General features: G+C 35.5%; 12 protein-coding genes. 8 read left to right on the plus strand and 4 right to left on the minus strand.

What is annotated here, in order from left to right; genetic code table 11:
* Positions 1 to 34 precede the first annotated feature (34 nt).
* Positions 35 to 895, plus strand: coding sequence for a DUF4822 domain-containing protein (locus M2373_RS20855; protein ID WP_259113198.1), 861 nt, complete (start codon positions 35 to 37; stop codon positions 893 to 895).
* A 66-nt stretch (positions 896 to 961) separates the two neighbouring features.
* Here M2373_RS20855 and M2373_RS20860 read toward each other — a convergent pair whose 3' ends face one another.
* Positions 962 to 2,386, minus strand: coding sequence for a tetratricopeptide repeat protein (locus M2373_RS20860; protein ID WP_259113199.1), 1,425 nt, complete (start codon positions 2,384 to 2,386; stop codon positions 962 to 964).
* Between the two features lie 814 nt (positions 2,387 to 3,200).
* On the opposite strand from M2373_RS20860, the gene M2373_RS20865 reads away from it, so the two are divergent.
* Both M2373_RS20865 and M2373_RS20870 read left to right on the plus strand, forming a co-directional pair.
* Positions 3,201 to 5,513, plus strand: a complete 2,313-nt coding sequence (locus tag M2373_RS20865) for a hypothetical protein (protein ID WP_259113201.1) — start codon at positions 3,201 to 3,203, stop codon at positions 5,511 to 5,513.
* A gap of 174 nt (positions 5,514 to 5,687) precedes the next feature.
* Complete coding sequence (locus tag M2373_RS20870) at positions 5,688 to 6,026, plus strand: chitin binding peritrophin-A domain-containing protein (protein ID WP_259113203.1); 339 nt, start codon at positions 5,688 to 5,690, stop codon at positions 6,024 to 6,026.
* Positions 6,027 to 6,661: 635 nt separating this feature from the next.
* Here M2373_RS20870 and M2373_RS20875 read toward each other — a convergent pair.
* Both M2373_RS20875 and M2373_RS20880 read right to left on the minus strand, forming a co-directional pair.
* Positions 6,662 to 6,997, minus strand: coding sequence for a DUF6150 family protein (locus M2373_RS20875; RefSeq protein WP_409013221.1), 336 nt, complete (start codon positions 6,995 to 6,997; stop codon positions 6,662 to 6,664).
* 124 nt (positions 6,998 to 7,121) lie between these two features.
* A complete protein-coding gene (locus M2373_RS20880; protein ID WP_259113205.1) occupies positions 7,122 to 10,094 on the minus strand; it encodes a VIT domain-containing protein in 2,973 nt (990 codons plus the stop codon).
* A gap of 269 nt (positions 10,095 to 10,363) precedes the next feature.
* On the opposite strand from M2373_RS20880, the gene M2373_RS20885 reads away from it, so the two are divergent.
* Entirely contained in the window at positions 10,364 to 11,110 is a 747-nt protein-coding gene (locus M2373_RS20885) for a ThiF family adenylyltransferase (protein ID WP_259113206.1), read from the plus strand.
* A gap of 12 nt (positions 11,111 to 11,122) precedes the next feature.
* On the opposite strand, the gene M2373_RS20890 is transcribed toward M2373_RS20885, so the two are convergent.
* Positions 11,123 to 11,881: a response regulator transcription factor gene (locus tag M2373_RS20890; protein WP_259113208.1), complete on the minus strand. Its 759-nt coding sequence runs from the start codon at positions 11,879 to 11,881 to the stop codon at positions 11,123 to 11,125.
* Positions 11,882 to 12,003: 122 nt separating this feature from the next.
* Here M2373_RS20890 and M2373_RS20895 point away from each other — a divergent pair, with 122 nt between their 5' ends.
* The 4 genes from M2373_RS20895 to M2373_RS20910 all read left to right on the plus strand — a co-directional run bounded on the left by M2373_RS20895 (position 12,004) and on the right by M2373_RS20910 (position 15,603).
* Positions 12,004 to 12,645: a hypothetical protein gene (locus tag M2373_RS20895; RefSeq protein WP_259113210.1), complete on the plus strand. Its 642-nt coding sequence runs from the start codon at positions 12,004 to 12,006 to the stop codon at positions 12,643 to 12,645.
* 66 nt (positions 12,646 to 12,711) lie between these two features.
* Entirely contained in the window at positions 12,712 to 15,111 is a 2,400-nt protein-coding gene (locus M2373_RS20900; protein ID WP_259113212.1) for an outer membrane beta-barrel family protein, read from the plus strand.
* Between the two features lie 86 nt (positions 15,112 to 15,197).
* On the plus strand, positions 15,198 to 15,377 hold the full coding sequence (locus M2373_RS20905; protein ID WP_259113214.1) for a class I lanthipeptide: 180 nt from the start codon (positions 15,198 to 15,200) through the stop codon (positions 15,375 to 15,377).
* Between the two features lie 46 nt (positions 15,378 to 15,423).
* Positions 15,424 to 15,603, plus strand: a complete 180-nt coding sequence (locus tag M2373_RS20910; RefSeq protein WP_259113214.1) for a class I lanthipeptide — start codon at positions 15,424 to 15,426, stop codon at positions 15,601 to 15,603.
* Positions 15,604 to 15,691 lie beyond the last annotated feature (88 nt).

A 15,691-nucleotide genomic window follows, 5' to 3' on the forward strand; every position in this document is an offset into this window, starting at 1 on the left:
GGAATATGTTTGTAAAGATTTAAAAATATAAATTATGAATACTTTAAAAAAATTATGTTATCTGTTTGCTGCATTTACCTTATCTGCAAGTTTTGTATCCTGTTCTAATGATGATGATCAGGTGACCGCAGAAGAACAGCTGACTCCCTCGCAGGTTTTATCTTCCACCCCTTGGGCAACTACCGGAGCAAAAGATAAAAACGGAAACAATGTTGCATTAAATGATCCTGCAGTAGCGGGTTTCGTAGGATTTGCCTACTTCAACAGTGATGGAAATTTCGCCATTTATGGATTGAATGACGTTTTAAGATCTATAGGAACATGGTCTGTAGATCCACAGGGAAAAACAAGAACAATAACTGCTCTTCGTCCGGATGGAACTACTATTTTCACACGAGATGTGGATATTCTTGAACTCAGTAAGAAAGTTTTCACGTATCGAATCCATACCAACCCAAGTGATCCTTCTGTATTTTATGATATCATCCACGAAAGAGTGAATCATACCGAACCGGAAAACGGACAACGTACTTTGGCCTCTACTGCCTGGGAAACAACAGATGCTCTGGATAATACGGGAGCTCACGTTAACCTTAATGACCCGGCAGTGAACGGTTTTGTAGGCTACGCTTATTTCAGAGCTGGAGGAGCTTATGCTATTTACGGTTTAAATAATGTATTAAGAAATCAGGGAGACTGGTCTATTTCTCCAGATGGGAAAACAAGAAATCTGATTGCGAGAGATCCTAGTACCGGTGCCCAGCTTTGGACCCGCGATGTCAATATTTTAGAATTAAATGATACAAAATTCACGTACAGAATTGTTCCTAACGCTGCAAATCCATCGGTATATTATGATATTGTTCATCAACCTGTAGATCATATTGAACCTTAACAGAAATTTGGTTTTTATAATAAAGAGGAAAGCCTGTTTATTTTTTGGACAGGTTTTCATTTTTATCTACAGATCCAGTATCCATTTGGTAAGATCCGTCTCAGAAGGAAGTTCCAGTTTCTTTTTAAGTCTGTATTTTCTGGCTTCCACAGCTCTAAGTGTGATATTTTCGTATTGCGCAATCTCTTTAGCATTAAGATTAAGCCTTATATAAGCACAAAGCCTTAAATCATAATCTGTAAGATCAGAATGATGAGAGTTCAGTTTTTCATAAAACTCATGATAGACTTCTTTGAAACGGGTAAGAAAAAATGGACTTCCGGATTCCGCAAGTTCAACAATCTGATCAAAGGATTTATTAACCTGTACTTTGAGCTTCTGAGTTTCCTGACTCTGCTTTTCAATAAGCTGATCTTTTTTCTTCTGTTTTGAAAGGTAAGCTTTTCGTATAAAATAAATCAGTATCAAAGAAACGATAACAATAATGGCAACCAGTAAATAAAGTCTTCTGCCCTCCTCTTCTTTTTCTTTTTTCTCTTCCTGAAGTAGCTTATCTACCACCACATTTACAGCTGCTTTTTCTTCCTTCTTTATTTTATTATTTAAATCCGAATATTTTCTTAAGTACTCATTTGATTTTTGAGTGTCATTAAGGGCTTTATAAGCATTTGAAATTGAATCGTATGCAACGATTACGGATTCATTCTGCTTTATTTTTTCTAAAACTTTAAGAGATTTTAAATAATACTCCAAAGCTTTTTGATGATCTTTTTTTACAGTATGAAGATCTCCATAGCTAAACCATGTTACGGCCATATCTATTGTATCAGTTGCTGTATTATTAGACAAAGCTTTATTTAAATAATATTCTGCAGAATCCAGGTGAATTTTATTGGCAATAAAATAATCAGCTTTTCTTGTATACACCAGAATATTTGATTTTAGCTGTAAAGATTTCTTCTCAATACTTCGTAAAGAATCCATCTGACGAAGTTCCAAGAAATTAATTCTTTTCCATGAATAATTGGCATTCAAATAGTAAATCTTTTGTTTTTGATTTGGGATCTTATTGATATATTGTAATGCCTTATCAAACATTGCATTGGATTGTTTGAATAATCCCAAGCTCGTATAATTTTTCCCATATTCAATATAAAGCCTTCCATTGAGCAAAGGATTATTATTTTCAATCAATTCTCCCTTAGCTCTGTCTAGATACCTCAGACTCTCTTTATACTTACTGAGTATAAATAACATATTACCCATGTTGGTATACACTGTAGCTATCCCTTCAGGATCCTTTTTCTCTTTGTAACTTTTCAAAGACCTTAAATTAAAATCTAAAGCTGCTTCATACTCTCCTCTGTTTTGATATTCTATATTAGTTCTGATTGTTTTGGGTAAAAAAGAATAATCCTGTGCCTGCGACTGTGCTGCAAGCATAAAAAAGAATATATAAAAAACTCTTCTGAATTTTTTGTTAGGGAACATTTGTAATTTTTTAATCATTCAAAAATAGATAATTAAAAAAACTATACTCAAAATTTATTCGTTAATTTTTCAATTATTCTTTAGTATTCCAATTCATTGGGTGCAAAAAGTTAATTTAATAAGCTTTTGTTTTAAAATTAGCTCAGTCTATAATAATTCAACAATGTATGAAAAATATACTTTTGGATCATACTGTAGTTATACTTCAATTTATTTGCAAATCATTACAAATTAATTATTTAAATATTCAGGTATAATTACAGTACTTCTTTTCATTTTAATAAGTGATAGGTTTGTGAAATAATCCTGAATATAAAATAAAAATTACAACTCTTTTATATTATTGATTCAGAATAGCAGAAATAAATAATAACATTTTTTTTCATATCTGTTATTTCATTTTTCTTAGTGTGGGAACATCCGGTGTGTGAGCCGGATGTTTCTTTAAACATCAGAGCTCAGAAAATCATGATTGAGCTTTTTAAATTAAAAATGAGTTTCTGAAGAAAATATCTCTAAAAAACCAGATAAAAATTGTAAAATATAAAATCTGAAAGAAGATGAGAATCTAAAACCTTGAGTTTCTCAATACTTAACCGATACTTCACCCACCCCATAAAACACTGTTAATCAATATATAAATTCGTTGTGTAGACTTATAGTAGAATTTTTCGGTCAAACGGACTATAAATTTGCAACTGTAATCACAAACACAAATGATGAAAATTCTGACCGGTCATTTTCTGTATTCGATATACGATTCTAAACACACAAGGAAATAGAAAAAATTTAAATGAAAAACAAAAATTAAGAAATGAAAAAAAATGTTATTATTTTATCAGCATTACTATTTTCAGGGCTTGCTTTTTCTCAGGTAGGGGTTAATACTCCCAACCCGAAAGCAACACTGGATATTATTGCAAAAAACACAACAGGAGCTTCAGCTGAAGGTTTACTGTTACCCCGAGTAGATAGATTAAAAGCTCAATCAATGTCAAATATTGAAGTTTCTACTTTAATTTATGTTAACAGTATTGCGAACGGAGCACAAACCGGAACTGCTGTCAATATAGATAATACCGGATATTATTATTTTGACGGAAAAGAATGGGTAAAACTAAACGCAGACGGCAACGGTTTAAATGCCCAGAATATTTATAATTCAGACGGAACCCTTTCAGCCAGCCGTACTGTTCATCAGGAAGACAAAAACCTTATTTTTACCGGAACTACAGGGGCTTTTCAGGTCAATGGAAACAATGACGGCTTTTTACGCAGTACCTTTAGAAACACCAGCACTGGAGCAAACAGTCGTATGGACGTCAATATAGGATCAGGAAGTTCAAATATTTATTTAGGAACAGATAATGGTTCTGCTATTTTTGGCGCAGGCAACAAAGCATATTTAGATAATAGAAGCGGCGGACGTTTCGTGATAGGCAGCAATGGGACAGAACAGGTAACCGTTAACCAGACTACAGGTAATGTAGGAATTGGAACGTCAAATCCTAGCAGAAAATTGGATGTTCAGGGAAGTCAGCGTTTAAATGCCGCATTAACTGCAGCTACTACTACTGATGCTATAGATATCAATGTAGGACAAGATTCTTATACATATGGTAACAGAGGGAATAATTTTGGCATTAAGATGAGAACTTCTTCATCTGTACATACCGGAGATATTGCCCGTATCAACTTTGGAGATATGAGTACTACAACCAATAACGGTAACCGTTATCTTTCATTCAGTGTTGGAAAAAACCTTAATGAAGCAATGTATATAGATGATGTAAACGGAGGAAGAGTCGGAATCGGTACTACTTCTCCAAACAACAATGCAGCATTGGAAATATCTTCTACTAATAAAGGATTTCTTCCTCCAAGATTAACAACAACACAAAGAGATGCAATTCCCGCTGCCAGCAGACCAGCCGGGTTGATGATCTATAATGTAAATACCAACTGTATGGATTTCTGGAACTCAAGTACGTGGGTATCTACGTGTGCGGTTACAGCTCCTCCAGCCGGTACTGTAACGGCGATTACATGTGCCAGTGCGACCAATAGCGGAACCATCGTAACAGGATCTAATAATTCTGTAAGTTCATCAATTCCATATACAGGAGGTAATGGCGGATCTCATGGTGGACAAACCGTAACTTCTACAGGGATAACCGGATTAACAGCCACTTTAGCTGCAGGAAACTTTGCTACCGGAGCCGGAAATCTCACTTATATTATTACAGGAACTCCATCAGCTACAGGAACTGCAAATTTTGCCATTAATATCGGCGGGAAAACATGTACGCTATCAAGAACAGTATCCTTACCGGTTGGTGCAATATCAGGCATAAACTGTGCAGGAGCTACCAATAACGGTACTTTAACGGGAGGAACTTCCGCTTCAGGAGTTTCATCTGTCATCTCTTACACAGGCGGAAATACAGGAACACATACCGGGCAAGTGGTACAATCTACAGGGGTGACAGGCTTAACTGCTGCTGTAACTGCAGGAGCTTTTGCCAACGGAAACGGAACCCTGACCTATAATATTACGGGTACTCCAAGCGCATCCGGTACTGCCAGTTTTGCCATCAATATTGGAGGAAGAACCTGTACGCTAACCAGAACGGTAAGTGCTGCCACTACCCCACCGGTATCTCCGGGTGTAGACTGTACTGCAAATTCATTTTCTATCCCTTATACCGCCAATGGCGGCACTGTAAGTGGCACAATAAACGGAACTCCGGTTACTGCTACTATCACTTCCAGTAATATTGTACAGGGACCAGCCATCTCAAACTGCTTTGGGGCTAGCCAGGGGGCTACCTTCCGTGGAGCTGGAAATGGAGGTTCAACTAACTTGACAATCAGGTTTAATAGAAAAGTAAGTAATGCCAAAGTGTATGATACCTTTACAGGTGGGTCAGCAGGGACTACTGTTACTTACAAGAATAACGGAGTAGTTGTTAATCCAACAGGAACCTCCCAATTCGCAAATTGCGGCTACGGATTAAACAGTACTGCAGCACGTCCTGCAGGAGGTGTATGGTATGATGAGATTGTAATAGGAATGACATCAACCAGTACAAATATTGAGATGATTTGCGTAAGCTCTGTTCAATAAAAACAAGATAAAAAATCATGATTGGTAGATCATCATTTATCAATCATGATTTTTATGATTATCAGTATTTTAAATAGACAGTCATCTTTTTCATCAGAAAAGGAACCAGAGATCACCAATAATTCTACCTCATAAGGTCCGACACATTATATTCTAAACTTAATATAATAAATTATGAAAAAAAATCTTTTTATTTTACCCGCATTGATCTTCTCAGGTTTTGCTTTTTCTCAGATAGGAATTAAAGCGAATCCAAAACCAAAAGCCACATTTATCAGTACAGGAGCTTCAGCAAAAGAAAATTTGAGTATGCCGGAGGTAACTAAACTGGGAGCTCAGCCTAATCAATTGCTTATTGTTTGCACGGCACCCGGACTTTTTCCATATCCAGGTTCAGCTGATAAATATTATCAATGCGTAAAAAGCAGCACCCGGTGGTATTATTATGTGTATAATTGCCCGGCAGGATTATCATTTAACCCGGCACAAAAGAAATGTGTCTCTGGAAATTAGAAAAAAATGAATGATCATTGATCATCTTCCATTAGTTTTTGTGTTTGAGCAAGGGTTTTAAGTTTTTATGTTCGATATCTTTCCCTTGCTCTATTTTTAGAACTGCTTATGATTTTAAAATCTAAAATATAATTTGTTGTTCTACTTCACAACTACTTCAATATGACTTTAATCTGCTGATATTCAAAACATAAAGCATATGATGTAGATTTGTAGTACTATTTTTCTGTCAAAGGGATTATAAATTTGCAACGATAATTAAAACACAAATGATGAAAATTTTAATCGCTGTTTCAGAATTGCCTACATCACTACACCATATATAAAAAAATAATGAGTCAATACTCAATAAGAACCCAAGTGAAATTATGATTGATAAATAATCATTTATCATCTTAGTTTTTCATTAGTGTTTGTGTTTCGAGCAAGGGATCTACGTTTTACTCTCTCCCTTGCTCATTTTAAGAAAATAATAAAGTAAGGCTTTACAGTCTTATTACTCTACAATATATCCGTAAGTTATCCTTGGGAAACTTAATGGGTTAGTTTTTTAATAATAAGGGGAATCTGCTCACTCGTTGAGCAGATTTTTTCACATAAAAAAGTCCACTCAACGAGTGAACTTAGGGCTATTTTCAGTACATCAGATGTTGCTTATCTTTGTTTCTCCATCCTGCCTGACTGTCATATTTCACAAAAAATATTTTTAAATCAGCTTGGCTTTCATAGTCTACAAAAAATATTTTTTTCTTGGCCTGACTCGCATATTGGGTAAAAAACCATTTTCCGTTGTTGCTTCCGGCCTGGCTGTCGTAATCTACTTTATAAACTTTCAGATCTGCCTGGCTTTCATACTCCACCACGAAAACTTTCACATCTGCCTGACTCGAATATTGTGTGGAAAATACCTTCTGGGCATTCACTTTAACTCCCAGAATAAAAAGGAAAATTATCAATAGAGACTTCATCATTTTAGTATTAATTTGATGATAAAAGATACAAAAAATAACTTCCTTCACTATTATTTTTCTAAAAAAAGCGCCCGCATTTCTGCGGGCGCACGAACTAATTGTGTTTTTACCTAACATATTAACATTAAAACTCGAATTCTCCTATTAAAATACCGTCTCTATTCCCTTCAGAATTTTTCTGATTCTGGAAAACAACGATTTTTCTTTCCTGCTTTCCGGTAGCATAGTTGATATAGACCTCAGCCATAATCGCTGTAGGACCGGCAATATTGATCTGTCTTTCTCCAAAGAAATTAGTCTGAATCTGGTATTTCCCTTTGATTGCTTTTTTCAATAAAAACTGCTCCGGACCGAAGCCTCCTGTAAAATCATTGCTTATTCTTCCTCCAATCTGCGTTGATTTATGAGAATACATACATCTCTCCTGATTAGGATCCGTTACCCAAAGATCAATGTCGGTATTGTCTTTATTCCAGTTAAGAACTACTCGTATATTCACCGGAAGATCGGCAATAATTTTAGGATTGATATTTTTCAGGCTCAACTGATTACTGTGTCTGCTGATCAGTTCATTGATCTCCATGATGATAGTTTCTTCAATTCCATTGTCACGGGCAGCAATTTCACGGGTATATGATTGATTTAAAATTTTATATAAATTATCCAGAGCTTCCTGATATCTTCCGTTATCTTCCAGTGCCAGTGCATAATCTCTGTAACTTTGAGGATCAAAAGGTCTCCACTCCAATACTTTTTGACTGATCCAAAGTTCTTTATCATAAATATCTGCCTGCTTTAAACGGTAAGCCAATAATTTATACAGTTCTTCATTTTCGATATCTAAATCGGCAATAGAACTTAAAACTTTTAATCCTAACCTTTTATCATTCATCTTGAAAAGCAGCTGAGCTACATCAAAATAATATTGAGGAGTTTCCTGATAATCCAGCCTGTTATTAAGATAAATCTGATAAATTTCGATTGATTTTTTATCACCTTCAAAAAGTTTCATGTATTCAGCATCTGATTTCACATCAAAAGTGCTTATTTTACCTTTACTGATCACACTTTCCTGAATTTCCTTTCTTTTATCTCCTGCCAAAGAACTCATTCCTCTTACTGAAACATTAACACCAGAGGCAGAACCTTGTAAACTCGCGACCATATTCTTTGCTACAGGTTCTGCCGAAACCACGTAAGATGATACCGAAGCCGATGTTCTCTTCGCAGAATAACCTACCATCACAACCTCCTCAATTCTCCTTTCTCTTTCCATGGTATCCCTTTGAGACTGGCTTTTGGCAGGCTTAGGATACACTTTTTCTTTCTGCTCAAAGTCTGTGCTCCACCATTTTTTCAGATTCGCAGTAATACTTTCCGCTCTTTGCATCAGATTATTGACACGCTGATCTTTAAGCTGCTCATTATTCTTTACAATCCTGTTATATTCCTGGCGCAGTTCTGCCGGAGGGGCAATTTCGTAGCGAACATAATCTGTAATATTTTCCAGAACCATCAGGCTCATATTATTGCTTACCAATCCAAATTGCCTGCTTAGATTTTTAATTTCAGCTTTATTTTTCTTTTCGAAAATTTCCAGTTCATTTAATTTTTTCTGAGCCCAGAATTGTGAAATTTCCCAATCTTTTATGGTCTGATTATTTGCATCTAACTGGATTATTTTAGATTCGGTCACTTCATTTCCATACCCGAATAATGCCTTTATTGTGGTTTGATTTCCGTTTAAAATACCCGTTAAAAGAAAATTATCCGAGATCGTCTGCGGAAGTGAAGGATATACTTCTGAAACGACAGCATTATTTTCGATTCCTAAAAACTTTAAAGGTTCATATAATAATTTTTTAACCTCTTTTGACGGTTGATTTTCACTCAGATTCAAAAATTCGCCTCCCGTTTTAGCACTGATAAATTTTAACTGATTAAAGTTGGCATTATTAGAAGCAGCAATCGTATAGACAGGTGTTTTCCAAACCAGATTCAAATCTCCGAAAGACGAAAGACCGTCTGTAAAAAATAAAACCTCGTCTTCCTTCAAAGGCTTCAGCTGTCCGAAATCCGTTCCTCCGTCATACGTTACCTGAGACAGATATGTTTTCAGCTCAGTCCAGTCACCTCTGCTTATTCTGAATTTTTTCCCCTCATCAAAGGTATTGTTGATAAAATACACATTGACTATAAGGCTTTTATTCGTTTTAAAATATTCATTTAACAATTCAAATTCCTTTTTGTGATCACGCTTTGAGCCACTTAAAGAATTATCCCAGACAATAGCTAATCTGTTGGTCAGCTTCTTCTCTCTTTCTTTTGCTTCGACTCCTAAGTCTGCCAGAAAATAAGAAGAATTATCTGATGCTTTTTGCAATAAAACACTTTGGTTGCTATCATTCTGTGGTAAATTTATTTTAAGATTCTGAGATGGTTTATAGTTGGTTTTATGTGTTTCTGCCACCCAAACATTTCCATTTTTTATGAAATTGAAACTTCCGTCCGGTCTTTCCTCCAACAGTGGAGACACTGCATTTTGAAAGACACTTGTTTTAATGTTAAAATCAGGAATCGAATCCGAATAATTCAATGGTAAAAAGTACTGAAAACTATTTCCTGCTTTTTTTAATTCATAATGATAGGTGATCTGAACCGTTCTCTCTCCTCCGTTAGCATTGATCGGATAAATTCTTGTTCTGAAATTATTGCCTTCCACTTTTTCAAGAATTCCCGGGTCTACATTTCTTTTTTCGATCGTTTCAAAAACTTCTTTTGCCTTTTCTTTTTCTACCGGGACAGCATTTCTCAGTTTTCCGTTAATATCCAAAGCATAGCCACTCACATTTACCCCTTCAGGAAGTGGAAAAGTAAGTCTTCCTTCCATCAGCCGGCTGGAATTATTTCTAAATACCATCGTAATAATATTCGTAGAAATCCCCCCCGTGATTTTTGTTTCGATATTGAGTTTTTGAAGAACAACCTGCTTGTTTTTATCAAACCCTCCCTTCTTATCCGGTGTTTCGATAACCGGAATCTGTGCCCAATATAATATGGGAAACACTAATAAAAATGTAATATATAAGTTTTTCATCCTAGACTATTTTTTTGCTCATGAGCCTCATTACTTATAAAGATGTCATCCGGAAGAAAAAGGTTGGAAATGCAATTGAAATTTTTACAATTATTTTTTTAAAAAGTTCAAAATATCGATATAAAACACTTTATAGTGATTTATTTTTATTAAATTTAACCTTTAAACATCAAATAATCAAGAAAAAAGGTGACCGGAAGATGTTAACTACACTAGAGTGTAGCTTTTATCATTTTACATCCGCTTACATTTGTATCAAAGTATTAGATATGGAAGCACAATATACACGAAACAGACTTTACGTACACGAAGAAGAGCAAAGCAGAATAAAAAACTTCTCAATATTACTGGCCGGAAGCGGTATCGGAAGCAATATTGCCGAATGTGCCCTTCGTTTTGGTTTTGAAAACATTACCATAGTAGACGGTGATACTATTGAGCAATCCAATCTGAACAGACAAAACTACACGCATAAAGACATCTCCTTCTTTAAGGCGGAAACTTTGTATAACCGGCTAAAAGACATTAATCCTGAAGCCAATATTCAGTTCCGGAAAGAATTTATCACCCATGAAAATGTACACGATATCATTGAAGGACATGATATTGCCATCAATGCCCTTGATTTCACAAGTGACATCCCAATTGTTTTCGATAAAATATGCCAGGAAAAAGGCATGCACATTCTTCATCCTTATAATCTGGGCTGGGGAGGTCTTGTAGCTGTTATAACTCCGACAGGATTGTCTCTTGACAGTCTTACTGATGACAATTTCAACGAACTGAAAATGGTAGAATACGTTGCCGGATATCTACGGTTTTGGGAGCGTCCGAATGAATGGCTCGAAAACATTATCAATGATTACAAAAAAGAACAGGAAAACCTTCCCCCGCCTCAATTATCCATTGCATCATGGATTGTGGCCGGGATGTGTACGCATGTGATGTTTAAAATTGCTACCGGAAAACCTTATAAAACGTTTCCTCAATTTTATATCAATGCTATTTCCGATTAAAAAGGGTAAAAATTAAATTAATTTATAGCTGGTAGCATATGACATCGCTTCCGTGATGTTGTTGACCCCCATTTTATCAAACAATTTCCTTCTGTGGAATTTGACGGTATCTCCTGTTACAAAGATTTTCTCAGCGATCTCGTTGATCGTAAGTCCCTGTGCATATAAGCGCAGGATTTCCACTTCCCTTTCGGAGAGTTTAATTTTCTCTTCTTTGATCCATTTACTTTCTTTGAGATCATAGTTCCAGATTTCATCGGTTCCCTGTTTTACAATGGAAATATTTCCCGATTTATGATTGTGGGACAAAGACACCAGACACATTGCTTTCCACATTTTACCTTCTGAGGAAAGGAATAACGGGGTTAATTTATGATTGATAAGGATTGCATTTTTATTTTCATTAATTAAATGGAAATCATAAGAAATAGTGTATAATTTTCTTTCTTCAGCAGGCAGATTTTCATAAAAATCGAATCCTACTTCATTGATCTTAAAGAGCAACTCGAGATCTTCTTTCTTCACATGCCTGAAATAGAAAGCATATCCCATTGTTTCAACTTCCTGAGGAGTATGATCACACAAAAACAAAGGATTGTCGGACACATATTCAAAATTCTGTTTTTGATAATCGATCACATAAACACTCATATACGTAATTCTCGAAAAAGCTTTAATAACTTCTAAGTAATCAGCAGTCTGATTACTCTCTGACTCTGAGATGTTTTGAATGCTGTTTTTCGTTGTAAAAAATTTATTTATTTCTTCCATGGCTTAGTTTAAAAGGGGAGTTTTCTGTGACTACACTAAAGTGTAGACTTTAACAAATCTACACAAAAGTGTAGCATTATTTACTATTCAGTGAAATAATTTTACCTAAAGATAATAAAAATATGGAATATTTTAACTTTTGCTCTTTAAGTAATAAAGACCTACACGAGCTCGCAGAATTCGTTGTTACAGAGAATTTTAATCATCATGAAGATTATTCGGATCTGGAGCAGTTCAGGGCTGAAGTAGATGATATATATCACGAGGAAAAAAGTTTTAATGACTCTAAAATTTTTGTTTCCCGGGATAACGATCAAAAAATCAACGGATCGATAAGAGTTTTAAAATGGAATCACCAAGATGTTCTGCCATTGGAGAAACTGTTCAGGATCAATCCTCAGGATATCATTAAAAACAAAAACACCGATATCTGGCACATCGGAAGATTCGCCATCAAGAAAGGAATTGACAAAACAGGATTCGGAGTTTTTAAAACTTTAATGGCATACGCACTTAATGAAGTTTGCCACAACGAAAACTCTGTTGCCATTGCTGAGTGTGATGCCAAGCTTTTAAAAGTTCTAAAATTAATGGGTATTGAAGCGATCACTCTGGCTGAACCTATCCACTATCTGGGTTCTGAAACCATTCCTGTTTTGCTTACTTATAACGGCTTGAAAAAGTTCCTTGACAAGAACTGTCATCTGATGACAAAAACAGCGAGCGACCTACACCAAAGTGTAGTATTACAGCGAACCGCTTAAGACTACCCAACAGTGTAGCAAGAAAAAAAACACAACATAATACCTTTGAAATATAAAATAAAAGACATGAGACAGAAATACTTAATATCACTATTATCCTTCGCAGGAATGAGCATCAGCTTAAGTGCACAGAGTATTTCCGGAAAAGTATCTGATGAACAGGCAAAAAATATTTCATATGCAGAAGTGATCTTGTCAGCAGATAAAAATAACTACTCTGCTCTTACCGATGAAAATGGAAATTTTACCATCAGCCTTCCGAAAAATGATGCTTACACTATAAAGATCTTTTTGAACGGAAATCAGGTATTCGAGAACAGTATTAATGTAGACGGAAATATCAAAGGAAATTACACCATAAAAGACAGCAATGCTGCCAATAAAGAAATTCAGGAGGTAACGCTGAGCAAAAAGAAAAAACTAGTCGAAAGAAAAGTTGACCGTTTGGTTTTCAATGTGGAAAATTCGGTTTCAGCGACGGGAGGAACGGCACTGGATGCTTTAAAAACCACTCCATTGGTTCGGGTACAGGATGAGACTGTTTCTATTGTCGGAAAAGGGGAAGTTTTGGTGATGATTGATGACAGAATTCAGAGAATGTCACAGGATGATCTATCAAGTTTATTAAAATCTATTCCTTCTGACAATATCCAGTCGATTGAAGTGATCACTACTCCACCGGCAAAATATGATGCGGAAGGCGACAACGGATTAATCAACATTAAATTAAAAAAAGCAAAAGCCAACTCATGGAATGCCAATATCGGAGGCTCTTATACACAGAAAACGTATGCAGGAGGCGGTCTTCAGGGAATATTTAATTACAATCATAATAAACTGTCATTACAGGTTTCTGCCAATACCAATTCTCAGAGACTGCGTACAACTTCCGACAGTAAGACCTATTATCCTGACGAATTGTGGATGATGAACGCAAAAAACAAATCTGAGGAAAACAATTTGGGGTTGGGATTTGGAATCGATTATAAAATCAGTGAAAAATGGACAACAGGAGCCAAATATCTGGGAAGTTTTACAAAAGACACTTCATCGAACAATCCGTTAACGACCAGAATTAATAATACAACAGGAGCAGTCAACTCCTATATCGCATCTGATGTGGATGCCAATAATAAGCCTAATATGAACTCTGTTAACTGGTATAATACCTTTAAAATAGATTCCGCAGGCACTAAAATAACTACCGATTTTGATTATTTCAATTATAAAAAAAGTGACTATAGTTTCTTTGCAGGAAACGAGCTGGACAGTCAGAGAAATATTATCCCGCTAAGCTTTTTTTCTGCAACCAATACCAATGTAAACCACATTGAAAACTATTCCGGAAAAGTGGATGTGGAAATGCCATTGAAATGGGCAAATGTAAGCTTCGGTGGAAAATATACCTACACCAATACGAATAATGATCTGGTTGTATTTGATCATAAAACCGGAACTCCGGTTTTAAATACAGACCAGACCAATATATTTAATTATAAAGAACATAACGAAGCCTTATATATTTCGGCAAATAAAAAACTGGGCGAAAAATGGGAAACTCAGGCAGGATTGAGAATGGAAGCGACCCAGACAACAGGCTATTCGCAAAATCTTAATCAGACCAACAAAAATGATTATATAAAACTGTTTCCGACAGCTTATGTAACGTACAACCCTAATGATAAGAATTCTTTCTCGCTTAATTACAGCAGGAGAATCCGGAGACCGAGCTTCGAATATCTGAATCCGTTTGTGATTCGTACGAGCCCATATTATTATTCTGAAGGAAACCCCTTTCTGAAGCCTTCCATCATTGACAATCTGGAGTTTTCATATATCAGAAATGAAAAGTGGGTGTCCTCGGTTTATTATTCTCAGGTATCAGACTTCAGTCAGGAGCTTTCGATTTTGGATTCAAACACCAATATTACAAGAAGTACACCTTTGAATTATGCCAATACATATCAAATCGGAGTTTCCACGTACTATAATTTTAATAAATGGTCCTGGTGGAACAGTTTTACAGGATTCAATGCGAATTATCAGAATGTAAAATCCAAAACAGATGTTATCCGGTCAATAGATGGCTACAATGCCTATATCTATTCTAATAATGATTTTACGCTGAACAAATCAAAAACAACTTTTTTCAGTGTCAATTACGGACTGCAGCTTCCGGGTCGCTATCAGATCTTTCAAATATCCAATATGAATATTCTGGATGTTTCGATGAAGTTTTTACTGCTGGATAAAAAATTAACCTTAACGGTGACCGGACAGGATTTGCTAAACGGACAAAGACCGGTAATCAGTTATGAATCCAACGGGGTGAATACAAACATCAGAAGCTATCGTGACACGAGAGGGTTCAGAATCTCTTTAAGCTACAAATTCGGAAACAACAATCTGAAATCCTCACAGAGCAGAAAGTTCGGAAATCAAGAAGAAAGAAATAGAATTAATTAAATAAAAATATACTTGCAAGTAAGGTCCAATAAAGGTTTTATGACTAAAAAAGATAACCAAAACTAATCATTCAAAATTTTAAAATCATGTACAAAATCAAACTAACTAAAGGATTACAAATCAACAAAGAGCAAATCAGCAAACTGCAGGAAGCACAAATGAACAGCCTGAAAGGGGGAAATAATAAAATCCAAAATCCGTCGCAGTCTTGCGGACAGTGTTCTTGTGACGGTGTAACTCAGGTAGCTACGAAAATCGCAAGATAATTACTGAAAATTCGAAAATATTTATAAACAATTAAAATTCAAAATCATGTACAAAATCAAATTAACAAAAGGATTACAAATCAACAAAGAGCAAATCAGCAAACTGCAGGAAGCACAGATGAACAGCCTGAAAGGGGGAAATAATAAAATCCAAAATCCGTCGCAGTCTTGCGGACAGTGTTCTTGTGACGGTGTAACTCAGGTAGCTACGAAAATCGCAAGATAATTACTGAAAATTCGAAAATATTTATAAACAATTAAAATTCAAAATCATGTACAAAATCAAATTAACGAAAGGATTACAAATCAACAAA

It is taken from the genome of Chryseobacterium sp. JUb7 (assembly GCF_024806495.1).
GTDB lineage: Bacteria > Bacteroidota > Bacteroidia > Flavobacteriales > Weeksellaceae > Chryseobacterium.